Consider the following 25,301-nt stretch of genomic DNA (forward strand, 5'->3'; position numbering starts at 1 on the left):
GTCCGACATGACCGGAGCACTGCTGACCCTGATCGTCGCGCTGGCCGTCGTCGCCGGTGTGGTGTGGCTAGTCCGCCGGCACAACGCGGACAAGGCCGCCGCCCTCGACGACGCGAAGGCCGACGCCCGACGCTGGGTGGAGCGCCTCGGCGGCCAGGTCCTGTCGCTGCACGGCACCGACGAGCCCAGCCGTCAGGCACTGGCCGACGCGGCCGAGCGCTACACCGCGGCCGGCTCCCAGATGGAGCAGGCCCGCACCGCCGCGCAGTGCCGCCAGGTCACCGAGACGGCGTACGAGGGCCTCTACTACGTGCACGCCGCCCGCAGCGCGATGGGCATGGACCCCGGACCCGAGCTCCCGCCGCTGCCCGGGCAGGCCCGCGCCGGTCAGGTCACCGAGGACCGTGAGGTCGAGGTCGAGGGCCGCACGCTGGGCGCCTCGCCGAACCCGACCGAGCGCAACAACCACTACTACCCCGGTGGCACGGTCGCGGGCCGCCCGGTCCCGCGCGGCTGGTACTCCGAGCCCTGGTGGAAGCCGGCGCTGGTCGCCGGGGCCTGGGGCGTCGGGTCGGCGTTGCTGTTCTCGTCGATGTTCAGCGGCATGGCGGGTGCCGAGCAGGCCGCCTACGCCGACGGGTTCGCCGACGGGGCCGGTGCGGACGGCATGGACGGGGGCCTCGAGGACCCGGGCGCGTTCGACGGCGGCGACGGGGACTTCGGCGACTTCGGGGACTTCGGCGGCGACTTCTTCTGACCGGGCCCCGGTCAGCGGGCCGTCCGGCGCGGGGGCCTGGCCGGACGCCGGGTGGCGCCCTCCACCGCGTCCGGCGGCCGGCTCAACGACGGCTCCGCCAGCCAGGACTCGACGGCGTCGATCACGAACGCGGCGTCGTCCAGCGCCGACTTCGCCTCCCGTTCCGGTGCGCCGACGTCGGAGTGGTCGGCCAGCCCGCGCCGGTTGAACAGCGACCGCAGCAGGCGTCCGGCCCGGGGGTCCAGCGACCGCTCGCGCACGACCCGCCGGACGAACGCGCTGACGACGTCGGAGTGCTCCGCCCGGGTCTCCCCCAGGACCAGCAGCGCGGTCTCGGCCGCCCGGAACGCGGCGTGGAACGACCGGGAGACAGCCGCGTCGGTGAACCCGTGCTCGGCGAGCACCCGGGCGCCGCCCAGCTCCGTGCGGGCCCGTGCCATACCGGACCGGGTGCGGCGCTCCCCGTCCTCTCCCGGCTCGTCGTGCTCCTCGTGCGGCGGGATCGGGATCACCGCACCCGCACCGCCTCGGCACGCGCACGGATCACCGTCGGGTCCCCGGGCCGGGTGAGCTCGTGCTGCCCCACGGGGAGGGCGCTGATCGTCAGGCCGGTCCGCTCGGTGTGCTGCCAGAGGACGTCGTCCATCGCCCGCAGCTCCTCCCACGCCAGGATCGAGGCGCGGTCGTCGTCGAGGACGACCAGGAGGTCGATCGCCGACTCGACCGAGCCCTCACCGCTGGCCCAGGAACCGAACAGCAGCACCTGGCGCAACCGCGGGCCGTAGAGCGCGGCCAGGTCCTCGGCGACGGCGGCCGGCACGTCGTCGTTCGACGGGTCCGGATCGGGGTACCGGGCGCGCAGGCGCTCCGCGTCCGGCTCGGTGATCAGCCCCGCCCCGGCCAGCCAGTCGACCGCGCGGCGCCGGGAACGGGCGTCGCGGAACCGGTACCACTGGTCGCGGACCTCGGGGAACTCGAACAGGGTGTTCTTGAACCGGCGGAACGCCCCGCGGCCGTCGATCGCCCGGTCCAGCAGTGCCGCCGCCCTGCGGTGCTGCACACCCGCGGTGAAGTCCGACATGTCCCGGTAGGACTCGCGGCTGGTGACCCGGTCGATCTCCACCCAGTCGCCCGGCGGCGGGCCGGTCTCGCCGGGTCCGTACGCCGCGATCCCGCCGCCCGACGGGTCGAGGTACCAGCGGGTGTCCGGTGACCGGTCGTCGAGCGCGTCCGCCAGCGCGGCCAGGTCGACGCGGCCGGGATCGAGCATGGACCGACTCTAGGCCGATGCCCGCCGCCGCAGGGGGAATCGGGCCGGGGAGCCCGCCTCAGTCGTCGTCGCCGCCCCAGAAGAGCTGTGCGACGAGCACGGCACCCCAGATCCCGATCGGGAAGACCGGCCAGAAGAAGACGGCGTCGCCCGCGGCCAGCGAGGTCACCGCCCAGATCCCGGTGAGCAGCACCGCGACCCCGGCCCACGACCGCCACTCCTTGACGTACTCCCGTGTGGCCTCGGCCTTCTCGGCCTCCGCCTTCTCCGCACGGACCGCCGGCAGGTGCTTGCGCTTCACCACCGGCAGGTCCGCGACGAGCACGTCCAGATCGGCCCGGACGGTCGCCGCGTAGGCGCTCTGCAGGCGCTGGTCGTACTCGCTCAGCGACAGCCGCCCCTCGTCGTGCGCGAGCTTCAGCCGTTCGGCGGTCTCCTGACGGTCGGCGTCCGACACCCGGATCAGCGCCTTGCCGTCGTCCCCCTGCTGCTCCCCCATGGATCCGAGGGTAGCCAGTCAGCGGCCGGAGGGGATCCGTCCTCCGACCGACTCCGGGGCGGGCCCGGCGGTCGTGCGCCGGCGCCGGGGCCGGGTGGCGACGACGACGCCGGCCAGGCACAGCACCCCGCCGGCCAGAGCGAGGGGCGCCGGGACCTCCCCGAGCAGACCCCAGGACAGCAGGACGACGATCGGCGGGACGGCGTACGTGGCGGCGGCGAGCCGGCCCGCCGTCGTCCGGGACAGGGCGTATCCCCAGGTCAGGAACGCGATCGCGGTCGGGAAGACGCCGAGGTACACGGTGCCCGCGATCGCCGTGGCCGGCACGGACCCCAGCTCGGTGAGCAGCGTGGGCAGGTAGGGCAGCAGCGCGACCGTCCCGGCGACGGCGCCGAGCCAGGTCACCGTCAGGGCGTCGAGCCGGGCGAGCAGGCGCTTCTGCGCGACGGCGGCACCGGCGTAGACGAGCGCGGCCACCAGCCCGAGCAGCACCCCGGCGACGTCGGTGCCACCCGCCGAGGTCGTCGTCGCGATCAGCACCACACCGGCGAACGCGATCGCCATCCCGGCCAGCAGCCGGGCCGGGAACCCCTCGCCGAGCAGCAGCCCGGCGAGGACGGCGACGACGACCGGCGCGACGTTGACCAGCAGCGCGGTGGTGCCCGCGTCGAGGTGCCGCTCGGCCGCGTTGAGCGCGAGGTTGTAGAGGCCGAACCAGGCGGCGCCCCACAGCGCGACCGCGCCGAGCAGGCCCCGGGTGGGCGGACGCCGTCCCAGCAGCGGCGGGCCGCCCCGGCGGCCCCGCACGACCAGCACGATCACGGTCAGGGTCAGCGACCCGACGACCATCCGCCCCAGCGCCAGCGCACCGGGCGAGAGGTCGTGCCCGACCGCCCGGATCCCGACGAAGGCGGACGCCCAGAGGACGACCGTGGTCGCCGCGGCCGCGAGGGGGAGCACCTGCCGGGAGAGCGTCATGGATCCGAGACTGCCGCCCGGGACACTTCAGCACCAGCGATTGTTCCTACCGCTGGATTCAGTACGGCTGTACAGTCCTGGGGTGCTCGACACCCATCGTCTGCGCGTCTTCCGGTCCGTCGTCGCGAGCGGCTCGGTGCAGGGCGCCGCCGCCAACCTCGGCTACACGCCGTCGGCGGTGAGCCAGCACGTGACCGCACTCCAGCGCGAGACCGGCCTGGCGCTGTTCGAGCGGGCCGGCCGCGGGCTGCGGGCCACGGCCGCCGGGCTGGTGCTGGCCGACCAGGCCGACGCGATCCTCTCCCGGCTCGGCGAGGCCGAGGTCGTCGTGGCGGACCTCCGGGCGGGGCGGACGGGCGCGCTGTCGCTGTCGTACTTCGCCTCCGTCGGTGGCGCCTGGCTTCCCCGGGTCGTGCGCAGGCTCGGGACCGAGTTCCCGGGCGTCCGGCTGGACCTCGCCCTGCGGGAGTGGCTGCCCGACGACCCGGCCGACCGCTCCGACCTGCAGATCGCCGTCGAGCGGCCGGACTTCGAGGCGTGGCCCGGGTTCACCGCGCACCACCTGCTCGACGACCCGTACGTCGCCGTGCTGCCGGAGACGCATCCGCTGGCGGACCGCGCCGAGATCGAGCTGGCCGAGCTGTCCGGTGAGCGCTGGGTGGACAACGACTTCGCCCGCGGATGGTGCCGGCGCAACCTGGTCGAGGCGTGCACCGCCGCCGGGTTCCGCCCGCCGTTCCACGTGGAGGCGCACGACTACCCGACCGCGCTCGCGTTCGTCGCGGCCGGGATCGGGATCACCGTGCTGCCCGAGCTCGGTGCGGTCCGGATCCCGGCCGGGACGTGTGCGGTGCCGGTCGTCCGGCCGGTGCCGGTGCGCTCGATCCTGGCCGTCGTGCGGGACGCGGCCGCCCACACCCCGCCGGTGCTCGCCGCGCTGGACGAGCTGCGTGCGGTCGCTGCTATCCCTGCGGGCGCACCACGATCTCGGTGAGGTGTGCGTCGCGGGTCGCGGTCAGCGCGGCGAGCACCGCGGAGGCGACGGACTCGGGCCGCAGGAACCGCGACCCGTCGTACTCGCCGCCCTCGTGCGCCACGACCCGCTCCTGCATCGCGGTGTCCACCCGGCCCGGGTGCACCGAGGTGACCCGGATGCCGTTGCCGGACTCCTCGGCCCGCAGCGCGTCGCCGAAGGCGCGCAGCGCGAACTTGCTCGCGGCGTAGGAGCCCCAGCCCGCCCGCGCGGCGATGCCGGAACCGGAGTTGACCAGCACGACGTCCGCGCCGCCGTCGGCACCGGCCGCCCGGAGCGCGGGCAGCAGCAGCCGGGTGGCCTCCGCGACCGCGACCACGTTGACGTCGAACTGGGTCCGCCAGGTCGCGGCCGGGGTGTCCGCGACCGTGCCGAGCTCGCCGATCCCGGCGGAGTGCACCAGCGCGTCGAGGCGGTCGATGCCGGACAGGACACCGGCCAGCGCGTCGTCGTCGGTGAGCTCCACCGGCAGGGTCGTCACGGTGACGGGGCCCGCCGTCGTCAGCTCGTCGGTCAGCGAGGCCAGCCGCCGCTCGTCGCGCCCGCCCAGGATCAGGTCGTACCGCGGGGCGATGAGCTTCGCGACGGCGGCGCCGATGCCCTGGGAGGCACCGGTGATCAGGGCGAGGGGGCGGCGGGGCGAGGTCATGGACCCGAACCTACGGACCCGGCACCGGCGGTGCCGGGCACCACCAGATCCGCGCGCCGACGGGTCGACTCGATCAGGTCGGCGTTCGCGCCGTCGACGTCACGGGCCCACGCCCGGGCCGCCTCCGCGGTGCGGCCGTGCCGGGTGTGCCGCTCGACCAGGCGACGCAACCGTTCGTCCTCCGGCGTCCCGACGAACCAGGCCGCCGCGAGCAGCGGCCGGATCCGGGCCCACGGCTCGTCGGGCACCAGGAGGTAGTTGCCCTCGACCAGCACGATCCGGTGCCCGGGCTCGATCGCGATCGAGCCGGCGACGGGCTCGTCGACTGCCCGGTCGAAGCCGGGCGCGTAGACGGTCTCGCCGGTCGTCGACGTGACCCGGTCGAGAAGCGCGGCGAACCCGGCCCCGTCGAACGTGTCCACCGCACCCTTCCGGTCCCGGCGCCCGAGCCGGTCGAGCGTGACGTTGGCGAGGTGGAACCCGTCCATCGGCAGGGCGACCGCGGCCGGGCCGAGCCGCTCGGCCAGGGCGGCGGCCAGGGTCGTCTTGCCGCTCCCCGGGCTGCCGGCCAGTCCGATCAGGACGCGCGGCCGGTCGCCGAGGAGGCGGACGGCACGGCGGGCGAGCGCGTCGGGCCCGTCGGCCGTCACGCGGTCACCGGGCGGGTGGGCGGGGCCGTCCCCGTCGACGTTCATGCGGTGATTGTCGACGCCGGACACCGGTACGCGACGACGACGGCCCCGGGACCGTGCGCGTGGCACGGTCCCGGGGCCGCCGGTCCGGTCGTCCGGGGCCGGATCAGATCCGGCGCGCGGAGTTGAACGGCATCGCGTCCATGTCGGACACCTTGACCGGCTCGCCGCTGGTGGAGGCGTGGACGATCTTGCCGTCGCCCATGTAGATGCCCACGTGGCTGACCGGGCTGTAGAAGAAGACCAGGTCACCGGCCTGCAGGTTCGACTTCGACACCTTCGTGCCCGCCGACGCCTGGGCCTTGCTGGTACGCGGGACGTCCTTGCCCGCCTTCTTGTAGGCGTAGCTGACCAGGCCGGAGCAGTCGAACGCGCTGGGCCCGGTGGCACCCCAGCTGTAGGGCTTGCCGAGCTGAGCCATCGCGGTGGACAGCGCGCTGCTGCGGGCGGCCGCGGCACGGGCGGCGGGCGCGGCGGCCTTGGCGGCCTCGGCCACGTTCTGCGCGGCGGGGTTGACCGCGGGTGCGGGGGCGGCGGGCAGGACGGTGGCGGCCGGCGCGACGTCACGGGTCACGGACGCGGCGGGGGCCGGGGCGGCGTCGGCGGGGGCCGCCGCGGCCGCGGGGAGCACGGACAGGGCGGCCGCCGCGGCGGCGGTGGCCACGACGGCGACGCGGAGCGCCGGAGCGGTGGTGCGCTGGGGCACGGGAAAATCCTCGGGAGTAGCACCCCGGGCGTGCGGTGGAGGCGGAAACGCCGGTTCTTCAGGGGAGTGACCGGCGTGCCGAGGGAGCGACGTGCCGGGACCGGCTTCCCGCCCGCGTCGTCGCCCGGCGGTGACCCCGCGCCCCTCCGCCCCGGGTGGGCGTCGGTCGCGCAAGGCCGACGCGCACATTACGAACACATATCGTTCGAATAAATGACGCAGCACACAATCAATGCATGACTGCGCTCACGAACAATTCCGAGAAGATTCCGGATCGGGAACTTCCTGCTCCGGAAACGGCGACGGCCCGGCGGTGACCTGCGTGGTCACCGTCCGGGCCGGCACCGGAACGGAAAGTGATCAGGCGTCGCCCTCGCCCCGGATGAACTCCTCCACCTTGTCCCGCGCCTCGGAGTCGCGGTACTGCTCCGGCGGGGACTTCATGAAGTAGCTCGACGCCGAGAGGATCGGTCCGCCGATCCCGCGGTCCATCGCGATCTTCGCCGCGCGCACGGCGTCGATGATGATCCCGGCCGAGTTCGGGGAGTCCCAGACCTCGAGCTTGTACTCCAGGCTCAGCGGGACGTCACCGAACGCCCGGCCCTCCAGCCGCACGTAGGCCCACTTGCGGTCGTCCAGCCAGGCCACGTAGTCCGACGGGCCGATGTGCACGTTGTCCTTGCCCATGTCCCGGTCCACCTGGGACGTCACGGACTGGGTCTTCGAGACCTTCTTCGACTCGAGCCGCTCCAGCTCCTTCATGTTCAGGAAGTCCATGTTCCCGCCCACGTTGAGCTGCATCGTGCGATCGAGCTGCACGCCGCGGTCCTCGAACAGCTTCGCCAGCACCCGGTGGGTGATGGTGGCGCCGACCTGGGACTTGATGTCGTCACCGACGATCGGCACCCCGGCCGCACGGAACTTCTCGGCCCACTCCGGGTCGGACGCGATGAACACCGGCAGCGCGTTCACGAAGCCGACCCCGGCGTCGATGGCGGCCTGGGCGTAGAACCGGTCGGCGTCCTCGCTGCCCACCGGCAGGTAGGACACGAGGACGTCGGCGCCCGAGTCGCGCAGCGCCTGCGCGACGTCGACCGGCTCGTCGTCGGACTCGGTGATCGTGTCCCGGTAGAAGCGCCCGAGGCCGTCGAGGGTCGGCCCGCGCTGGACGGTCACGCCCAGCGGCGGCACGTCCGCGATCTTGATCGTGTTGTTCTCGCTGGCCGAGATGGCGTCGGCGAGGTCGTGCCCGACCTTCTTCGCGTCGACGTCGAACGCGGCCACGAACGTCACGTCCCCGACGTGGTAGCCGCCGAAGTCCACGTGCATCAGGCCGGGGACCTTGGTCGACGGGTCGGCGCCCGCGTAGTAGCGGACACCCTGCACCAGCGACGCCGCGCAGTTGCCCACGCCGACGACCGCGACCCGAACCTGGCTCATGTCAGGCTCCTCCTGTTGTCTCGTCCTGTCGTTGCCCGCCGGATCCGGGTCCGGCGTCCGTACCGGCTCCCGTGCCGGGGATGGTCTCGTCGAGCTGCTCCGCCCGTTCGGTCGCGAGCAGCTCGTTCAGCCAGCGCACCTCGCGCTCGGAGCTCTCCAGCCCGAGGCGGTGCAGCTCGCGGGTGTATCGGTCGATCTGCTCACCGGTGCGTCCCAGCGTGACGCGCAGTCCGTCCCGGCGTTCCTCCACCGTCCGGCGGCGACCCTCCAGGATGCGGATCCTCGTCGCCACCGGCGTCCGCGAGAAGAACGCCAGGTGCACGCCGAAACTTCCGTCCTCCCACGCCTGTGGCCCGGCCTCGTCGAGGATCTCGGCGAAACGGTCCTTCCCGTCGCCGGTGATCCGGTAGACCCGGCGGCCGCGCCGCAGCCGGCCACCCGCGACACTGTCCGCGGGATCGCCGGTGTCGGCGATGAGCCCGGCCCGGACGAGCCTGCGCAGCGCCGGGTACAGCGACCCGTAGGAGAATGCCCGCGGGCCGCCCAGCCGGCGACCGAGCTGCTTGCGCAGCTCGTACCCGTGCAGCGGGCCGTCCTGGAGCAGGCCGAGCACGGCGAACTCCAGCACGGCACACCTCCTCGTCACCCCCGGGCCCCGCCCGGGGTCGACCCGTACGACTATATCGGTCCGATACATCGGCGCGCCTCATGCATGATCGTCATCACAGACCGTCGTGACCCGGGTGGACGGCCGTCACCTGGGCCGGGACCGCTACTCCGACGGGGCGGCCGCTGGGTACGACGGACGGCCGCGCGTACCCTGGAAGGGTGCTCAATCCGCGACAGGTGGTGGACTACGCCCTGCAGCGCCGCGCGCTGCTGGGCGACGTCCGCGCCGGTCGGGTCGGTCCGGAGGAGGTGTGCGATGCGGGTGCCTACCTGCACCGCGCCGCCCGGTTCCACGGCACCACGGTCGACGAGACCTGCCCGGTGTGCCGCAAGGAGCCGCTCGCCCAGGTGTCCTGGGTGTTCGGCGAGAGCCTCCGGCACGTCTCCGGTTCGGCCCGCTCGGGGGCCGACCTGGAGCAGCTGGCCGCGCACCATCCCGAGTTCACGGTGCACGTCGTCGAGGTGTGCCGGGCGTGTGGCTGGAACCATCTGGTCCGGTCGTTCGTCCTCGGCACCGGCCGGCGGCAGCGCCGCGGACCCAGGACCGCGGGCGGATGACCCGCACACCGAGCGCCGCGACGACCCGGACCGCGTGCACGGCACCGGACCGCGAACGGACCACCGCCCCGGGCTCCCCCGGCCCGGACGGCGGACCAGCGAGACCGCACCCCACGGAGCCGCCCGGTGAACGACGAGCGTGACCCCCGGCGCACCCCGCCGCCCGGACCCCCGCCGCCCCCCGGCCGTCCCCTCCCCCCACCGGCTCCCCGTCCGGGTCAGGGACCCCGCCGGAACGGGCCTCCGCCGCCTCCGCCCCCCGGACCGCCCCCCGGCCGTCCGGGGCCGAACGGTCGCCCGGGACCGCCGCCGGGGCCCCCGCCCGGGCCGCCCCCCGGTCAGCGGCCGCCGCCGCAGTCGCCGTACTCCCAGTCGCCGCCGCCGCTGCTGACCCACGAGGACTCCGGCGTCGGCAACTTCGACCCGGTCGACCGCCCGTACCCGGCACAGCAGCCGCCACCCGGCCGCGCCGGTGGCGGTCCGCCCGGCCCGCCCGGACGTGGCGACGGCCGCCGTCCCGGCGACGGCGGCGAGCCCCCGAAGGGCGGCAGGTCGCGCCGGCGCCGGATCCGGAACTGGGTGCTCGGGGCGGCCGCACTGGCGGTCATCGGCCCGCTCGTCGCGTTCGCGATCGGCTGGCTGGTGTTCCCTGTGCCGAACGCCGACGACATCGCCGTCAGCCAGGTCGCCACGTTCTCCTACGCCGACGGAGCGCCGTTCGCGACCGTCCGGCCGGACAACGTCAACCGGACCAGTGTCGGCCTCGACCAGGTCCCGCTGCCGGTGCAGCAGGCCGTGCTGTCCGCCGAGGACCGCTCGTTCTACTCCAACCCCGGCTTCGACATCTCCGGCATCGGCCGCGCGGTGATCAACCAGCTCACCGGCGGGATCGGTGGTGGGTCGACGATCACCCAGCAGTACGTGAAGGTGACCACCGGCAACGACCAGTACTCGCTGTTCCGGAAGTTCCGCGAGGTCGTGCTCGCGGCGAAGATCTCCAAGGAGATGACCAAGGAACAGATCCTGGAGAACTACCTGAACGCGATCTACCTCGGTCGCGGTGCCTACGGCGTGCAGGCCGCGTCCCAGGCGTACTTCGGGAAGAACGTCCAGGACCTCGGCCCCTCCGAGGGCGCCATGCTCGCCGGCCTCATCCAGTCGCCCTCGCGCTGGGACCCGGCGAAGAACCTCGAGATGTCCCAGCAGCGCTGGGCGTTCGTCCTCGACGGCATGGTCCAGCAGAACTGGCTGTCCCCGGCGGAGCGCTCGCAGCAGCAGTTCCCGCAGTGGCGGGAGTCCGCGGGCAACCAGGGCGGCGGCATCCCCGGCGACGACCGCGGCCACATCTACAACGCCGCCCGCGCCGAGCTGGAGAGGCTCGGCATCTCCGAGACGGAGATCAACACCCAGGGACTGACGGTCACCACCACGGTCGACCCGAAGGCCCAGGAGGACGCCACCCGGGCGGTCAAGGACATCATGGAGGGCCAGCCGGAGAACCTGCGCTCGTCGCTGGTGTCGGTGGACCCGAAGACCGGCGCGGTCCTCGCCTACTACGGCGGCGAGAACGGCGTCGGGCTCGACTACGCGAGCGTGCTCAAGCAGCCGGGGTCGTCGTTCAAGCCGTTCGTGCTGGCCGCGGCCCTGCAGGCCCCGGACCCGATCGGGTTGGGAGCCACCTACGACGGCTCCTCCCCGCAGACCCTGGCGGGCGCGAAGGTCACCAACTCCGAGGGCGTCAGCTGTGCGAGCTGCTCGGTCAAGGAGGCCATGACGAAGTCGATCAACACGGTCTTCTACCGGATGGGTCTCGACGTCGGCCCGCAGAAGGTCGCCGAGGCCGCGCACCAGGCCGGCATCCCCGGCGACCTCCTGCCGAACCCCACCGGCGGCATCTCGCTGGGTGACCGCGAGGTCCACCCGGAGGACATGGCGTCGGCCTACGGCACCTTCGCCGCGGACGGTGTGAAACGCGAGCCGTACCTCGTCGCCAAGGTCACCGCGAGCGACGGCCGGGTCATCTTCGACCGCGGCTCGACCGACACCGGCGAGCAGGTGATGGACCCCGAGGTGGCGCGCAACGTCACCGAGTCGATGACCGACGTCGCGGACTCCTCGCGGATCGGCCTGAGCGGCGGCCGGCCGGTCGCCGCCAAGACCGGCACCGTGCAGAGCGGCACCGAGGGCCAGAACAACGACGCCTGGACGGTCGGCTACACGCCGTCGGTGTCCACCGCGGTCTGGGTCGGCACCGACGACAACAGCCCGATCAGGAACTCCTCCGGGAACCCGATCTACGGCCGGATGCTGCCGGGCTCGATCTGGCAGTCGTTCATGGACGACGTGCTGGACGGCACCCCCGTCGAACGGTTCTCCGGCTTCGAGCCGATCGGCCAGGCGCCCCCCGCACGGGAGGCATCCACCGACACCGGCGAGCAGCCCACCGGGAGCGCCGAGCCGACCGCGGAGCCGAGCGGGGAACCGGGACGCGACGGGTCCGGCGACGGTGACTCCGGGAACGGCGACCCCGGCCGCGGCGACGGCGGCGACCGGACCCGCGAGTCCACGGGCAACGACCGCCCCGGCCGGGACAACCCGTTCGCCGACGACGAGGACCCGGACGGCGGCGGCGAACCGACCGGGGAGAACAACTGACCGGAGCCGGCCGTCCCGGCCCCGCCCCGCCCGAGGAGCGGCGGACCGGGGACGGCCCGACCGGCCGGGTCGTCCCGACGTGGACCGAGCCGCTGGCGCGCTCGGCCAGCCGGATCGCCGGGGGCCCGCTCGGCAGGCACGCGCTCGTCGGCCGGGCCCGGTACTGGACGCCGCTGCGCACCGTGCTGCTGTTCGCGGTGGTCGTGCTGGCCGTGAGCTGGCTCGGCAAGGCGGCCTGCCTGCAGGAGTACCGCACCGCGGACGGGGTGCTCGCGCTGGACTGGCGCAACGACCGCCAGTACGTCGCGATGTGCTACTCCGACACCGTTCCGCTCTACGGGCTCGAAGGTCTCGCCGACGACGGCGTCCCCTACCGCGACGCCTGGTTCGAGTCCGCGGCCGACGGGTCCCGGGTCGAGCGCTACATGGAGTACCCGGTCCTCACCGGGTTCTTCCAGTACCTGAACGCCCAGCTCACCGACGGGTGGATGTGGCTGTCCGAGCGGCTGCCGCTGCCGAGCGCGCTCGACGTCGTCGTCTACTTCGACATCACGGCGTTCTGGCTCGCCGCCGGATGGCTCGCGGTGGTGTGGGCGGTGCTGATGCTCCGCCCCGAACGCCCGTGGGACGCCGCGCTGGTCGCGCTCTCCCCGCTGGCGCTGGTGCACGCCTTCACCAACTTCGACACCGTCACCGTCGCGCTCGCGACCGGCGCGTTGCTCGCGCTGCGCCGGGACCGGCCCGGCTGGGCGGGCGTGCTGATCGGGCTCGGCGCCGCCGCGAAGCTCTATCCGGCGTTGCTGCTGCTGCCGATCCTGCTCGTCGGGTGGCGACGACGGTCCTCCGGTGGCCTGCCGCGTGCGGCGTGGGTCATCGGTGCGGCGATCGGGTCCTGGCTGGCGGTGAACCTGCCCGTCGCGCTGGCCTGGCCACGCGGCTGGGCGGAGTTCTTCCTGCTCAACCGCACGCGTCCGGCCGACCCGGACTCGATCTGGTACTCGCTGTACTGGTTCACCGGCTGGGCCGGGTTCGACGGCCGGCTCGCCGACGGTGCAGCGCCCTCCGTCCTCAACGCCGTCACCGCCGCGCTGATGGTGCTCGCGTTCGCCGCGATCGCCTGGCTGGCGTGGCGCGCCCCGCGCCCGCCTGCGGTGGCGGAGCTGGGTTTCCTCGTCGTCGCGGCGTTCCTGCTGCTGAACAAGGTGTGGAGCCCGCAGTACTCGCTGTGGCTGGTGCCCCTCGCCGTGCTGGCGCTGCCGCGGTGGAGGCTGCTGCTGGCCTGGATGACGGTCGACGCACTCGTCTGGGTGCCGCGGATGTACCAGTACCTCGGGGTCGAGGCCAAGGGTCTGCCGGTCGAGCCGTTCCTGGTCACGGTGCTCGTCCGCGACGCGGTCGTGGTCTGGCTGTGCGTGCTCGTGGTGCGGCAGATCCTGCGCCGGGAGCCGGAGCCCGGACGGGACCCGGACCCCGTGTGGCCGCGGGCGACCGGGCCCGTCGCCGCGGCCCCGGTGCCGCCGGGGCCGGGCGCGGGGCCGTCGAGCTCGCTGCTGGGCGCGGGACAGAGCGCGGGACCGGTGGCAGCGGACGAGATCGGCCTTGCCGCCGGAGTGACGGGGACCGATCGTCCGGAACCGCCGCGGCGGCGCCGTGTGCGGGGCGCTCCGGAGCGGGACGCGGCCGTCCGGGAGCCGTGGCCGAACCGGTCCGAACGGCGCGATCCGCCCACGCGATCCTGAGCGCTCCGCCGCTCCGCCGCTCCGCCGCTCCGCCGCTCTGTTGGGTCGCCGCGCAGCTCGGCAGGACGTCGCAGGGTCTGCTGGGTCGCCGCGCAGCTCGGCCGGGCGTCGCGGGGTCTGTCGGGTTGCCGCGCAGCTCGGCCGGGCGTCGCGGGGTCCGCCCGGTCGCGGTGCGGGGGCGCCGGCCCCGCAGGGCCCCGGCGCGGCACAGGCCGGCGCCGCCTCGCACAATCTGCCCTCAACCGCACACGTCCAGGGCTCCCCGCACGGTCTCGACCTTGTGCGGGGCGCAGAGAACTCGTGCGGTTCGGCGACAACCTGTGCGGCCGGCGAGCCCGGGGTGACCCGGGTCTCGCTGTCGGCGCCGGTGCGGGGACGGTGCGGCAGGATCGGGCCATGGGCGACGACGCGGTGGTCCCGGACCGGGTGCAGCAGCGGCTGTGCGAGCGGATCGGGGAGGCACTCACCGTCCTCCCGCCGCACGCGCGCCACACCGTGTCGGACGCCGACCGTGCCGGGAAGCGCGCCGCGGCCGTGACCATGACGCTGCTCCCGGTCCCTGGTGCCACCGGGGACGGGCCGCTGGCCGACGAGATCGCCTTCGTCCTGACCCGGCGGGCCCGGTCGCTGCGCGCGCACTCGGGACAGTGGGCGCTGCCCGGCGGCCGCCTCGACGACGGCGAGACCGCCGAGCAGGCGGGCCGGCGCGAGGTGTCCGAGGAGATCGGTCTGGAGCTCGGTCCCGATCGGGTGCTGGGCCTGCTGGACGACTACCCCACCCGTTCCGGCTACGTGATCACGCCGGTCGTGCTGTGGGCCGGCGGCGCCGGGGAGCCCGTGCCGAACCCCGACGAGGTCGGCGAGCTGCACCGCCCGCCGCTGGCGGAGATCGACCACGAGCCCCGGTTCCTCACCATCCCGGAGTCGGACGCCCCGGTGATCCAGGTGCCGCTGTTCGACCGCTTCGTGCACGCCCCCACTGGCGCGGTGCTGCACCAGTTCCGGGAGGTCGTGCTGCACGGCCGCGCGACCCGGGTGGCGCACCTGGAACAGCCGGTGTTCGCCTGGCGGTGAGCCCGGTGAGCCCGGTGAGCCCGGTGGCCCGGTGGCCCGGTGAGGCTCAGGCCGTGGCGTGCTCGCGGAGCCAGGCGATGTCGCGGGCCTGCCCCTCGGCCGGGGTCTCCACCACGACCGGGGCACCGGCCTCGGCGACGACGGCGGCCAGCTCGTCCGGCGGGATGGTCCCGGAGTCGATGTTGGCGTGCCGGTCGCGGGCCGAGTCGAACGGGTCGCGCGAAGAGTTCAGGTGGATCAGGTCGATCCGCCCCGTGATCGCGCGGGCGCGCTCCACGAGACCGGCCAGCTCCTCCCCGCCGGCGAAGGCGTGACAGGTGTCGAGACAGAACCCGACGCCGAACTCGCCGACCGCGTCCCACAGCCGGCCGAGCGCGTCGAACCGGCGGGCCATCGCGTTGTCCCCGCCGGCGGTGTTCTCGATCAGGACGGGTACGTCGAACCCGTGCTCACCGGCCTGGCGCTCCACGAACTTGCGCCAGTTGTCGACGCCGGTGGCCGGGTCGTCGTCCTTCGTGACGTGGCCGCCGTGCACGACCAGGCCGAACGCGCCGACCTCGGCCGCACCCGCCAGGTGCTGCTGGACGATCTTGCGGGAGGGGATGCGGATCCGGTTGTTCGTCGACGCGACGTTCGCGGTGTAGGGCGCGTGCACGACCACCGCGACCTCGGAGGCCGCCAGCTCCGCCGCGCGCGGGTGCGGTGGCGGTTTCTTCCAGCCCTGAGGATCGGACAGGAAGAGCTGGATCACCTCGGCGCCCACCTCGCCGGCCTCGGCCAGCGGGTCCTCGGCGTCCCGGACGTGTGCTCCGATCTGCATGCGGGCAACGGTAGCGAGGCCCCCCGACAGCGGGCGCCCGCCGCCCCGGGGACCCGGGAGCGGTGTACCCGCAGGTCGGGGCCCGGACGGGCGTTGGTAACCTTTCCCGGCTCTCCTGCAGTGTCGTCGCCGCGACGTCGTCGCGGATCGAGAACTGTCGGGGGGCACTGAGAACCTCCTGTCACGGCCGTCGGGGTCGTGACCGTCACGAGTCCATAGGAGGTGAGTGGTTCTCATGCGTCATTACGAGGTCATGGTCATCCTCGACGGCAGCCTGGACGAGCGCACTGTGCAGCCGTCCCTGGAGCAGTTCCTCACCGTCGTGAAGAGCGACGGCGGATCGATCGAGAAGATCGAGGTCTGGGGCAAGCGCCGGCTGGCCTACGAGATCAAGAAGCAGGGCGAGGCCATCTACGCGGTCGTCGAGATCGCCGCGGAGCCGGCCACCGTCGCCGAGCTGGACCGCCAGCTGGGCCTGAACGAGTCCGTGCTGCGCACCAAGGTGCTGCGCAAGGACGTCACCCGCACGCCGGCGCCCGCCGCCGGCTGAGAGAGGGGCAGTCATGGCCGGCGAGACCGTGATCACCGTCGTGGGCAACCTGACGGCGGATCCCGAGCTGCGGTTCACCCCCTCCGGCGCCGCGGTCGCCAACTTCACCGTCGCGTCCACACCGCGCACCTTCGACCGCCAGTCCGGCGAGTGGAAGGACGGGGAGGCGCTGTTCCTGCGCTGCAACATCTGGCGGCAGGCGGCGGAGAACGTCGCCGAGTCGCTGACCCGCGGTGCGCGGGTCGTGGTGCAGGGGCGTCTCCGCCAGCGGTCCTTCGAGACCCGCGAGGGTGAGAAGCGCACCGTCGTGGAGATGGAGGTCGACGAGGTCGGCCCCTCGCTCCGCTACGCGACCGCCAAGGTCAACAAGGTCAGCCGGGGCGGAGGCTCCGGTGGCTTCGGTGGCGGCGGCGGTGGTGGCGGCTACGACGGCGGTGGCGGCGGATTCGGCGGCGGCCAGCAAGGCGGCGGCGGGTCCGGTGGAGGCAACTCCGGCGGCTATGACGACCCCTGGGGTTCGGCCCCGCCCGCGGGCAGCGGAGCGGCGTCCGACGACGAGCCCCCCTTCTGATCCACGTTCGCATCCCGCCCGTCACGGGCGGTGGACTACTCCAGGAGCACCACCATGGCCAAGGCCATCGTGCGCAAGCCGAAGAAGAAGGTCTGCGCTTTCTGCAAGGACAAGGCCCAGCCGATCGACTACAAGGACACCGGTCTGCTGCGGAAGTTCATCTCCGACCGGGGCAAGATCCGCGCCCGCCGTGTGACCGGCAACTGCCGGCAGCACCAGCGTGACGTCGCCGTCGCGGTCAAGAACTCCCGCGAGGTGGCCCTGCTGCCCTACACCTCGACCGCTCGCTGAGGAAGGGGAGACACGTGAAGCTCATCCTCAACGCCGACGTCCCGAACCTGGGCGCCCCGGGTGACATCGTCGAGGTCAAGGACGGCTACGGCCGTAACTACCTGCTGCCGCGCAAGCTCGCGGTCGTCGCCACCCGTGGCGCCGAGAAGCAGGTCGAGCAGATCCGCCGGGCCCAGAAGACCCGCGAGATCCGCGACCTGGGCCACGCCCAGCAGGTCGACTCGCAGCTGAAGAACCTGAACGTCACCGTGCCGGCCAAGGCCGGCGCCAGCGGTCGTCTGTTCGGTTCGGTCACGCCGGCTGCCGTCGTCGACGCGGTGAAGACCGCGGGCGGCCCGGCGCTGGACAAGCGGACGGTCGACGTCCCGGGTCACATCAAGACCCTGGGCAAGCACCAGGTGCAGGTCCGCCTGCACCCGGAGGTCACCACCGAGCTGCCGATCGCGGTCGTCGCCGGCTGATCTGTGGCCGTGGTCACTCGGCCACGCAACGTAGTGAGGGCGGTGCCCGGAGCCTGTGCTCCGGGCACCGCCCTTTCTCGTCGGTACCGATCGGGGCCGCGGTCTCGCCCTCCGGAGTCCTACGTGGACTGCGACACCCTGTCGAGTGAATGGGGCGGGATCCGTTGTCACGCAGGCGACACGCCGCAGGGTGACGCCCCGGTCGTCGGACGGGGTTGTGGACGCGACGGACGGTGAGCGGTGCCCCGGGGAGTCCGACACGCCCACGAGAGGTCTGCGCCGACACGCCAGAGCAAAGTTGTCCACACCCGTCCCCATGCCTCTGACCTGCTGTTCCGGCACGAATCCGGCTGTTGTCCCCAACATGTCCACAGCACGGTCCCGGGATGGGCGGTGTTGGTGCACAGTTCATCCCCAAGTCGATCACCAGACCGGTTCGCGCGCGGTGCCCGCACCGACCTAGCCTCGGTCGTACCGGCCCGGCGAGGGGCCGTGCGCGAGCCGCGCACGGACGTCGCCGTGAGAGCCGGAGATCGCGGGAGATCAGCGCGGGCGACACCCATCCGTCGCTCGCGCATCGAACGTGTGTTCGTTAAGCTGTTCACCGGGGGTGACGCTGCGTATGGCTCTGACCGACGACCGTCCTGCCGGGCGGCCTCGGGCCGTCCGTGACGGCGAGGCCGGTGGCTCCGGTGAAGGCGGCAACGGCACCTTCGACCGTCAGCCCCCACAGGACCTCACCGCGGAACAGTCCGTGCTCGGCGGCATGCTGCTGAGCAAGGACGCGATCGCCGACGTGGTCGAGGTGCTGCGCCCGGAGGACTTCTACCGGCCCGCGCACCAGACCGTCTACGAGACGATCCTGGACCTCTACGGCCGTGGTGAGCCGGCCGACGCGGTGACCGTGTCGGCGGAGCTGCAGCGGCGCGGCGAGCTCGTGCGGCTGGGTGGGGCGCCGTACCTGCACACCCTGATCGCGACCGTGCCGACCGCGGCGAACGCGGCGTACTACGCCGAGATCGTCGGGGAGAAGGCGATCCTGCGGCGGCTGGTCGAGGCCGGCACCCGGATCGTGCAGCTCGGCTACCACGGCAACGAGGGCGGTGAGGTCGAGGAGGTCGTCGACCGGGCACAGGCCGCGGTCTACGAGGTCACCGAGCGCACCACCACCGAGGACTACACGGTGCTGGAGGAGCTCCTCCAGCCCACGATGGACGAGATCGACGCGATCGCCTCCCAGGGCGGGATGGCCGCGGGCGTGCCGACCGGGTTCGCCGATCTCGACGCCGTGACCAACGGCCTGCACCCGGGGCAGATGGTCGTCGTCGCGGCCCGTCCGGGTCTGGGCAAGTCGACCCTCGGCCTGGACTTCGCCCGGTCGTGCTCCATCAAGAACGGCATGACCAGTGCGTTCTTCTCGCTGGAGATGAGCAAGTCCGAGATCGTGATGCGTCTGCTCTCGGCGGAGGCGCGGATCCGGCTGGCCGACATGCGTGCGGGCCGGATGTCCGACGAGGACTGGACGCGGATGGCGCGGCGGATGTCGGAGATCTCCGAGGCGCCCCTCTACATCGACGACTCACCGAACCTGACGCTGATGGAGATCCGGGCCAAGGCGCGCCGGATGAAGCAGCGCAACGACCTCAAGCTGATCATCCTGGACTACCTGCAGCTGATGACCTCGGGCCGCAAGGTCGAGTCGCGTCAGCAGGAGGTGTCCGAGTTCTCGCGTCAGATCAAGCTGATCGCGAAGGAGCTCGAGGTGCCGGTGGTCGCGATGAGCCAGCTGAACCGTGGTCCCGAGCAGCGCACGGACAAGCGGCCGATGCTGTCGGACCTGCGTGAGTCCGGTTCGATCGAGCAGGACGCCGACATGGTGGTCCTGCTGCACCGGCCCGACGCGTTCGAACAGGACGATCCGCGCGCCGGCGAGGCGGACCTGATCCTGGCCAAGCACCGTAACGGCCCGACCACGACGATCACGGTGGCCCACCAGCTGCACTACAGCCGGTTCTCCGACCTGGCGCACGGCTGAGCCGCGCCGGGCGGCGGTCCCGCCCGCGAGAGGCGGGGCCCGGCGGGCTCGGCGGGGACGGTCAGGCCGTACCGGGCTGGGCCCGCGGGCCCGTCGTCGCGGCGACACCCAGGGACAGGGCTGCCAGCACGATGCCGGCGATCACGACCGGCACGCTGACCGCGACGGCGCCCACCAGCAGCACCAGCAGGGAGAGACCCAGCAGGGTCGAGGGGAGCGGGCCCGAGCGGTGCACGGAGCGGCCGCCGCCGTTGCCGGAGAGGCCGCTCAGCAGCCCACCCGGCCCGATCGGTACGCGGCCTGCTGCCGCCAGTGCGGCGAAACGCCGCACCAGGCGCGGGTCGGTCAGTCGCAGCTGCACCTCGATCTCGTGCAGCCGACGGCGCTCACGGTCGCTGAGCACTGCAACACCCCTCTTAGGGTCTCGGACGGCACACCACGTGCCGGCGGAACGCCAGGGGCGTCGTCGATCCGGGCTGATGCGACAGTACGTGACCGAATCGTGATCTTCGGCGCGGGGGCGGCGGCGTCACACGTGCCGCGGCTCACCCGCGGCCGGCTCACCAGAGCGAGACGCGGTCGTGACGGGGGCCGGCCGGGGCGCCGAGCCGGGTGCAGAGCCCGGCCCAGGAACGGTCGTCGGCCGGGGTCCGCACCGGGCGCGGACGCAGCCAGCGGATCTTCAGGTCGGGGTCGTCGGGGTCGACCTCGAGCCGGTCCCGGCGGGACGGCCGGGTGGCCGTCCGGATCTCGACCAGTGTGTTGCCGGTGACCGCCTGCACGCCGTAGAGGCAGCCCGGCGGGACCAGCAGGGTGCGCGGGCCGTCGAGCAACGCGACGGCGAGCCGTCCGAAGGTCTCGGCCGCCGGCCGGGTGTCGATCACGACGGCGTAGCCGGACCCGCGCGGGACGCCGAGGAGGACGGCGCCGTCGGGGTGGCCGTGCAGCCCGTGCACGGCGCCGTCGGCGGGACGCCGCCGACGACGGACGGTGAACGCTCCCGGGTCGACGGCCGCACCCGGGCCGCCACCGGGTGCCGTGGCGTCGAGCAGCAGCGCACCCGGCACCACGGTCGTCACCACCTGCACCTGTTGCTCCCGTCGTCGTGGCCGCCCGCCGCGCGCCGGGCGCGGTGCGATCGATCTCGCGTACCGGTGACGACAACGAGTGATCGGGTCCTCGGTGACGCTCCGCGAGACTTCACTACTCCGAACGGGTGCGCAGAGCCCGCTCAGTGCCGACTACTACTATCCCGGATAGTTGATCGCCGGGCCGGCGGTCGTGACCGTGGTCGGGAGGGTGTGTGCCGGACCGGATGCGCTGTCGCTCCTGCCGCGGTGAGCAGGGTGGGATCGTCCTGGACCTGGGCGAACAGCCCCCGTGGGACAGCATGCCGCCGGCCGCCACGCCGCTGCCCGATCCCGTATCGCCGTTGCGGATGTGGCTGTGCCGTTCCTGCGGACTGGCTCAGCTCGAGGCCGGTGCGGACGTGGGCGAGGAGATTCTCGGCGTCGAACCGCGGGCGGTCGCCGAGCAGAGCGACCGCGCCGTGGAGCGGCTGGTCCGGGAGGGACTGGTCCGGCCGGGCGATCGGGTCGTCGAGTACGGCAGCCCGCACGGCGAGTCGTGGCTGCCGCGCCTGACGGGGCGCGGGATGACGGACGCCGGGCACGCCGCCCCGCCGGGTACCGCCGACCTCGTCGTCGACTTCTACGGGCTGCTGCACGAGCCCGACCAGGACGCCGCGTTGCGCCGCCGGGCCGGGGTGCTCGCGCCGGGTGGGACGCTCGCCCTGCAGCTGCTGTCGCTGGGCACCGTCCTGCGTGACGGCCAGTGGTACGACCTGCGGCACGGCCACTACGCGTACTGGTCGCTGCCCGCGCTGGACACCGCGCTGCGCCGGTACGGCCTGGCCGTGCACCGGGCGTGGCGGTACCCGCTGTCCGGCGGGACGCTCCTGGTGACGGCCCGGGCCGGTGCGACGCCGGACACCGGGACCCGGCGCCTGCTCCGCGAGGAGGACGAGCAGGGCGTCACCACCCCGGGCGGGCTCGCCGGGCTGCAGCGGTCCGCCGACCGGGCCCACGACCTGTGGGGATGGCTGGACGCGGAGCGGCGGGCCGGGCGCACCGTGGCCGCGTACGGCGCCGCGTCGAGGGCGGTGCCGGTGATGTGTCACGCGGGGCTGGACGCCGGCCTGCTGGCCGCCGTCGGCGACGCCTCGCCCACCAAGCAGGGCCGCCGGATGCCCGGCACCGACATCCCGATCGTGTCCCCCGCGGAGCTGGCCGCACTGCGCCCGGACCGGGTCGTGCTCTTCCTGGCCGAGCTCGCCGACGAGGTGCGTGCGGCGCTGCCGGAGATCGAGGCGGCCGGCGGTCGCTGGGTCGTCCTCGATCCGGTCCCGCGGCTGGTCAGGCCCGTCCCGGGGGCGTTCGCCGGCTGATCCCGACCGGGGGAGCATGGGGGGTTGCGGCTACCCTGTGTCCGGGAGGCGGGATGCGGGGTCGACTGGGTGAGCTCGAGGCCGTCGTGATGGACGTGCTGTGGTCCGGCGACGAGCCGCTCCGCGTCCGTGACGTCCGGCTGCGCCTGGCCCCGGAGCGTCCGCTCGCGTACACCACGGTGATGACCGTGCTCGACAACCTGCACCGCAAGGGCTGGGTGCGCCGCGAGCTCGACGGCCGTGCCTACCTCTACCGCCCCGCGGCCAGCCGCGAGGAGGAGACCGCGCGGGCACTGCGGGACCTGCTCGACACCGGCGGTGACACCGAGGCCGTCCTGATGCACTTCGCGCGCTCGGTCTCCGAGCGGGAGTCCGCCGTCCTGCGTGACGCCCTGGCCGGCCCGGACCGGGGCTGATCCGGGCGGCGGCCCTCAGGCGGCGCGGTCCGGGCGCCGGGCCCGGGAGCGCAGCCAGGCCGGCCGCCTGCTCGCGGGGACGTCGCCGTCGTCACCGGAACGTTCGGCGGTCCGGGTGATGTTGCGGACCATCCCGCCGAACACGATCCCGTGGAACGGGGCCACCGACCACCAGTACAGGTAGCCGGGGAGCCCGTGCGGGATGAAGACGGCCCGCTGGTGGTAGGTGGAGCCGCCGTCGCGCGGGGTCACCGACATGTCCAGCCACGCCTGTCCGGGCACCTTCATCTCGGCGCGCAGCCGCAGGAGCCCCTCCTGTGGTCCGAGATCGCTGCCGGGCGAGCGGCTCCCACCCGGCTCGACCAGCCGCTCGACCCGCCACCAGTCCAGGGCGTCGCCGGTGTGCAGGTCGTCCGGGTCGCGCCGGCCGCGGGACAGCCCGACCCCTCCGACGGCCCGGTCCATCCAGCCGCGCACCGACCAGGCCAGCGGGAACGAGTACCAGCCCCGCTCGCCCCCGATGCCCTCGATGACCGTCCACAAGCGCTCCGGTGACGCGGACGTCGGCTGCTCGCGCTCGTCGAGGTAGACGCTGCCCCCGGCCCAGTCCGGGTCGCTCGGAAGCGGATCGGACGGCACGTTCTCCACCGTCGCGCCGGACCAGCGGGTCTCCACCTCGCCGCCGGTGATCCGGGCGAGGGCGAGCCCGACGGCCCGCTCGTAGCCGATCAGCCCACCGGGCGGATCCGGCACGTGGTCGGCGATGTCGTTCTCGGTGCAGACGACCTCGTGCACCAGTGACTCGATGAGCGGCTTCGCGATGGACTTCGGCACCGGGGTCACGACGTTCACCCAGTGGGCCGACAGCGCGGGCGACAGCACCGGCACCGGCAGCACCCGGCGCCTGCCCAGGTCGGCGACGGCGGCGTAACGGCGCATCATCTCGATGTAGGACAGGACGTCCGGACCGCCGATGTCGAAGGTCCGGTTCAGCTCCTCCGGGATCTCCGCGACCCGGATCAGGTAGCGCAGCACGTCCCGCACCGCGATCGGCTGGATGCGGTTGTGGACCCAGCGGGGGGTGACCATCACCGGCAGCCGCTCGGTCAGGTGGCGCAGCATCTCGAAGCTCGCCGAGCCGGACCCGAGGATCACCGCGGCCTGCAGGACGACCGTCGGCACCCCGGACCGCAGCAGGGTCTCCCCCACCTCCACCCGGGACGCCAGGTGCGCCGACAGCTCGTCCGGGTCGCCGTCGGGGTGCAGGCCGCCCAGGTAGACGATCCGCTTCACCCCGGCCTCGCGTGCGGCCTCGCCGAGGATCAGCGCCGCCCGCCGGTCGGTGGCGGCGAAGTCGGTGTCGGACAGCGAGTGCACGAGGAAGTAGACGACGTCGACGTCGGTGCATGCGGCACGCACGCTCGCCGGATCGAGCAGGTCCCCCCGGACGATCTCGGCGTCGGCCGCCCAGGGCACGTCGGCCAGCTTGTCCGGGTTCCGGACCAGGCACCGCACCTGCACCGGACCGGACGCCGGATCCGGGGTCAGGTCGTCCTCGGGACCGTGCCCGAGCAGCCGGGGCGCGAGGCGCCCGCCGATGTAACCGGTCGCTCCCGTGACGAGATAACGCACGACGGCGATCGTGCCACCGGTGCGCCCGGACGGCAGGGTCACGCGTCACGGGTGGGGGCGGTCGCCGGGTTGGCGTCGCGTGGCAGCAGCGGGTCCACCTGCTCCGGTGCGACCTCGTGCGGCGCGGCCAGGGACCGGACCGCCGCGGTGAGCACCGCCATCAGCGGGACGGCGAGCAGCGCGCCGGTGATCCCGGCGATGACGACACCGGCCGCCACCGCGAGGGCGATCGCGAGCGGGTGCAACCGCACGGCCCGGCCCATCAGCACCGGTTGCAGCACGTGGCTCTCCAGTTGCTGCACGGCCAGCACCACCCCGAGCACGACGAGTGCAGTGCCGATCCCGTTCGCGACCAGCGCGATGAGCACGGCGATCCCCCCGGTCAGCACCGCGCCGACGATCGGGACGAACGCGCCGACGAACACCAGCGCCGTCAACGGCAGGGCCAGCGGTACGCCGGTGATCCACAGCCCGAGCCCGATCCCGATCGCGTCCACGATCGCGACCAGGACGGTCGCGCGGACGTACCCGACCAGCGAGGCGAAGGCGCGGCGGCCGGCGACGTCGACCCGCTCGCGGCGCCGGGCGGGGGCCAGGAGCCGGAGGAACGACCAGAGGCGCGAGCCGTCGTACAGCATGAAGATCAGCGCGAACAGGCAGAGGGCGAACCCGGCGAGCACCTCCCCGACCGTCGCCGCGGTGCTCACCGCGCCGGAGGTGAGGGTCTGCTGGTTGTCCTGCAGGGTCTGCAGCAGCTGGGTGCCGAGCTGCTCGACGTTCACGTCGAACGGGGTCGCGTCGACCAGGCCCTGCAGCGACGCGACGCTGATGGTCAGCTGCCCGATCAGGTCGGACGTCCCGTCGACCAGCGTGTTGACGACGGCCGTGAGCAGCCCGCCGAGCGCGGCGAGCCCGCCGACCATCACCAGCCCGGTCGCGAGGGAACGCGGCACGCGGTGGTCGTGCAGCCACTGCACCAGTGGGGCGAGCAGCGCCGCCAGCAGCACCGCGATCGCGACCGAGATGACGACCACCCGGAGCTGGACCGCCACGAAGATCAGCAGTGCCAGGCCGGCGGCGATCACCAGCATCCGGGCGCACACCTCGGAGGCGATCCGGAGCGGGGAGGGGACCTCGGAGCGGGGCGGGGGCCTGCGGAAGCGCTGCGGGACGTCCTCGTCGCGGGGCGGTTCGGCGGCCGTCCGACCGGTGGGCACGGCACCGTCGGGACCGCTCGCCGCGTGCCCGTCCACCTCGGCACCGTGCGGCTCCGCTGCCGTCTCCGGGGCTGGTCCCGGGTCCGGCGCCGGAGAGGCGGGAGCGGGTGAGGCGGGCGCGGGAGAACCGGACACCGTCTCCG

Annotated in this window: 27 protein-coding genes; 13 read left to right on the plus strand and 14 right to left on the minus strand. The window is 73.6% G+C overall.

All coding sequences use genetic code 11. From position 1 onward, the window contains the following. Window positions 1-7: 7 nt before the first annotated feature. Complete coding sequence (locus tag PP1_RS16925) at window positions 8-757, plus strand: hypothetical protein (protein WP_010227256.1); 750 nt, start codon at window positions 8-10, stop codon at window positions 755-757. A gap of 11 nt (window positions 758-768) precedes the next feature. Here the strand turns inward: PP1_RS16925 and PP1_RS16930 are convergent, their stop codons facing one another. The 4 genes from PP1_RS16930 to PP1_RS16945 are packed head-to-tail and all read right to left on the minus strand — an operon-like array spanning window position 769 to window position 3,504. Further along, window positions 769-1,269, minus strand: a complete 501-nt coding sequence (locus PP1_RS16930; RefSeq protein ID WP_010227253.1) for a HEPN domain-containing protein — start codon at window positions 1,267-1,269, stop codon at window positions 769-771. Continuing rightward, the gene (locus PP1_RS16935) at window positions 1,266-2,027 is read right to left on the minus strand and encodes a UPF0158 family protein (protein ID WP_010227251.1); all 762 of its coding nucleotides are present in this window, start codon (window positions 2,025-2,027) and stop codon (window positions 1,266-1,268) included. Before PP1_RS16935 ends, PP1_RS16930 begins: the two co-directional genes overlap by 4 nt. Before the next feature lie 58 nt (window positions 2,028-2,085). Next, on the minus strand, window positions 2,086-2,526 hold the full coding sequence (locus tag PP1_RS16940; protein ID WP_010227250.1) for a DUF1707 SHOCT-like domain-containing protein: 441 nt from the start codon (window positions 2,524-2,526) through the stop codon (window positions 2,086-2,088). A gap of 18 nt (window positions 2,527-2,544) precedes the next feature. Further along, a complete protein-coding gene (locus PP1_RS16945; protein WP_010227249.1) occupies window positions 2,545-3,504 on the minus strand; it encodes a DMT family transporter in 960 nt (319 codons plus the stop codon). Between the two features lie 82 nt (window positions 3,505-3,586). On the opposite strand from PP1_RS16945, the gene PP1_RS16950 reads away from it, so the two are divergent. Continuing rightward, window positions 3,587-4,498 (plus strand): LysR family transcriptional regulator, encoded by a 912-nt coding sequence (locus PP1_RS16950; protein ID WP_010227248.1) that lies wholly within the window; start codon window positions 3,587-3,589, stop codon window positions 4,496-4,498. Here the strand turns inward: PP1_RS16950 and PP1_RS16955 are convergent. The 5 genes from PP1_RS16955 to PP1_RS16975 form a co-directional block, all read right to left on the minus strand. Then, window positions 4,467-5,186 carry an SDR family oxidoreductase gene (locus PP1_RS16955; RefSeq protein ID WP_010227247.1) on the minus strand — a complete coding sequence of 240 codons (720 nt, stop codon included), beginning with the start codon at window positions 5,184-5,186 and terminating at the stop codon, window positions 4,467-4,469. The two genes, PP1_RS16950 and PP1_RS16955, sit on opposite strands and share 32 nt — an antisense overlap. Beyond that, window positions 5,183-5,881, minus strand: a complete 699-nt coding sequence (locus PP1_RS16960) for a nucleoside/nucleotide kinase family protein (RefSeq protein ID WP_082399607.1) — start codon at window positions 5,879-5,881, stop codon at window positions 5,183-5,185. The genes PP1_RS16955 and PP1_RS16960 overlap by 4 nt, the downstream gene beginning before the upstream one ends. A 103-nt stretch (window positions 5,882-5,984) precedes the next feature. Then, on the minus strand, window positions 5,985-6,584 hold the full coding sequence (locus PP1_RS16965; protein ID WP_060574438.1) for a C40 family peptidase: 600 nt from the start codon (window positions 6,582-6,584) through the stop codon (window positions 5,985-5,987). A gap of 360 nt (window positions 6,585-6,944) precedes the next feature. Further along, complete coding sequence (locus PP1_RS16970; RefSeq protein WP_010228796.1) at window positions 6,945-8,024, minus strand: inositol-3-phosphate synthase; 1,080 nt, start codon at window positions 8,022-8,024, stop codon at window positions 6,945-6,947. 1 nt (window position 8,025) lies between these two features. Then, on the minus strand, window positions 8,026-8,652 hold the full coding sequence (locus PP1_RS16975; protein ID WP_010228793.1) for a PadR family transcriptional regulator: 627 nt from the start codon (window positions 8,650-8,652) through the stop codon (window positions 8,026-8,028). 200 nt (window positions 8,653-8,852) lie between these two features. Here PP1_RS16975 and PP1_RS16980 point away from each other — a divergent pair, with 200 nt between their 5' ends. From PP1_RS16980 to PP1_RS16995, 4 genes are all read left to right on the plus strand, one after another. Further along, a complete protein-coding gene (locus PP1_RS16980; protein ID WP_010228790.1) occupies window positions 8,853-9,251 on the plus strand; it encodes a DUF5318 family protein in 399 nt (132 codons plus the stop codon). Window positions 9,252-9,830: 579 nt separating this feature from the next. Then, a complete protein-coding gene (locus PP1_RS16985) occupies window positions 9,831-11,906 on the plus strand; it encodes a transglycosylase domain-containing protein (RefSeq protein WP_075314871.1) in 2,076 nt (691 codons plus the stop codon). Between the two features lie 182 nt (window positions 11,907-12,088). Next, the gene (locus PP1_RS16990) at window positions 12,089-13,645 is read left to right on the plus strand and encodes a glycosyltransferase family 87 protein (RefSeq protein WP_075314869.1); all 1,557 of its coding nucleotides are present in this window, start codon (window positions 12,089-12,091) and stop codon (window positions 13,643-13,645) included. Between the two features lie 396 nt (window positions 13,646-14,041). Continuing rightward, a complete protein-coding gene (locus PP1_RS16995) occupies window positions 14,042-14,719 on the plus strand; it encodes an NUDIX hydrolase (RefSeq protein ID WP_010226881.1) in 678 nt (225 codons plus the stop codon). 46 nt (window positions 14,720-14,765) lie between these two features. Here the strand turns inward: PP1_RS16995 and PP1_RS17000 are convergent, their stop codons facing one another. Continuing rightward, window positions 14,766-15,539 (minus strand): deoxyribonuclease IV, encoded by a 774-nt coding sequence (locus tag PP1_RS17000; protein ID WP_010226883.1) that lies wholly within the window; start codon window positions 15,537-15,539, stop codon window positions 14,766-14,768. Window positions 15,540-15,774: 235 nt separating this feature from the next. Between PP1_RS17000 and rpsF the strand changes: the two genes are divergently transcribed. The 5 genes from rpsF to dnaB all read left to right on the plus strand — a co-directional run bounded on the left by rpsF (window position 15,775) and on the right by dnaB (window position 19,447). Continuing rightward, window positions 15,775-16,089, plus strand: a complete 315-nt coding sequence (gene rpsF / locus PP1_RS17005; protein WP_029239343.1) for a 30S ribosomal protein S6 — start codon at window positions 15,775-15,777, stop codon at window positions 16,087-16,089. A gap of 13 nt (window positions 16,090-16,102) precedes the next feature. Then, window positions 16,103-16,660: a single-stranded DNA-binding protein gene (locus PP1_RS17010; protein ID WP_010226885.1), complete on the plus strand. Its 558-nt coding sequence runs from the start codon at window positions 16,103-16,105 to the stop codon at window positions 16,658-16,660. A gap of 54 nt (window positions 16,661-16,714) precedes the next feature. Continuing rightward, window positions 16,715-16,951 carry a 30S ribosomal protein S18 gene (gene rpsR, locus PP1_RS17015; RefSeq protein ID WP_010226886.1) on the plus strand — a complete coding sequence of 79 codons (237 nt, stop codon included), beginning with the start codon at window positions 16,715-16,717 and terminating at the stop codon, window positions 16,949-16,951. A gap of 14 nt (window positions 16,952-16,965) precedes the next feature. Beyond that, the gene (gene rplI / locus PP1_RS17020; RefSeq protein ID WP_010226887.1) at window positions 16,966-17,412 is read left to right on the plus strand and encodes a 50S ribosomal protein L9; all 447 of its coding nucleotides are present in this window, start codon (window positions 16,966-16,968) and stop codon (window positions 17,410-17,412) included. A gap of 622 nt (window positions 17,413-18,034) precedes the next feature. Then, the gene (dnaB, locus tag PP1_RS17025; RefSeq protein WP_010226888.1) at window positions 18,035-19,447 is read left to right on the plus strand and encodes a replicative DNA helicase; all 1,413 of its coding nucleotides are present in this window, start codon (window positions 18,035-18,037) and stop codon (window positions 19,445-19,447) included. A 61-nt stretch (window positions 19,448-19,508) separates the two neighbouring features. Here the strand turns inward: dnaB and PP1_RS17030 are convergent, their stop codons facing one another. Together PP1_RS17030 and PP1_RS17035 are read right to left on the minus strand one after the other, a co-directional pair. Then, window positions 19,509-19,850 carry a DUF3040 domain-containing protein gene (locus PP1_RS17030; RefSeq protein ID WP_010226889.1) on the minus strand — a complete coding sequence of 114 codons (342 nt, stop codon included), beginning with the start codon at window positions 19,848-19,850 and terminating at the stop codon, window positions 19,509-19,511. A gap of 157 nt (window positions 19,851-20,007) precedes the next feature. Then, a complete protein-coding gene (locus PP1_RS17035; RefSeq protein ID WP_157178939.1) occupies window positions 20,008-20,526 on the minus strand; it encodes a dTDP-4-dehydrorhamnose 3,5-epimerase family protein in 519 nt (172 codons plus the stop codon). 236 nt (window positions 20,527-20,762) lie between these two features. Here PP1_RS17035 and PP1_RS17040 point away from each other — a divergent pair, with 236 nt between their 5' ends. Both PP1_RS17040 and PP1_RS17045 read left to right on the plus strand, forming a co-directional pair. Further along, on the plus strand, window positions 20,763-21,893 hold the full coding sequence (locus PP1_RS17040; RefSeq protein WP_010226891.1) for a class I SAM-dependent methyltransferase: 1,131 nt from the start codon (window positions 20,763-20,765) through the stop codon (window positions 21,891-21,893). A gap of 53 nt (window positions 21,894-21,946) precedes the next feature. Further along, window positions 21,947-22,309, plus strand: a complete 363-nt coding sequence (locus PP1_RS17045; protein ID WP_010226892.1) for a BlaI/MecI/CopY family transcriptional regulator — start codon at window positions 21,947-21,949, stop codon at window positions 22,307-22,309. Window positions 22,310-22,324: 15 nt separating this feature from the next. Here the strand turns inward: PP1_RS17045 and PP1_RS17050 are convergent, their stop codons facing one another. Both PP1_RS17050 and PP1_RS17055 read right to left on the minus strand, forming a co-directional pair. Continuing rightward, entirely contained in the window at window positions 22,325-23,983 is a 1,659-nt protein-coding gene (locus PP1_RS17050; RefSeq protein ID WP_010226893.1) for an SDR family oxidoreductase, read from the minus strand. Beyond that, the gene (locus PP1_RS17055) at window positions 23,980-25,194 is read right to left on the minus strand and encodes an AI-2E family transporter (RefSeq protein WP_010226895.1); all 1,215 of its coding nucleotides are present in this window, start codon (window positions 25,192-25,194) and stop codon (window positions 23,980-23,982) included. Before PP1_RS17055 ends, PP1_RS17050 begins: the two co-directional genes overlap by 4 nt. Window positions 25,195-25,301 lie beyond the last annotated feature (107 nt).

The sequence above is a fragment of the Pseudonocardia sp. P1 genome (assembly GCF_000178675.2).
In the GTDB taxonomy this organism is placed as follows: domain Bacteria; phylum Actinomycetota; class Actinomycetes; order Mycobacteriales; family Pseudonocardiaceae; genus Pseudonocardia.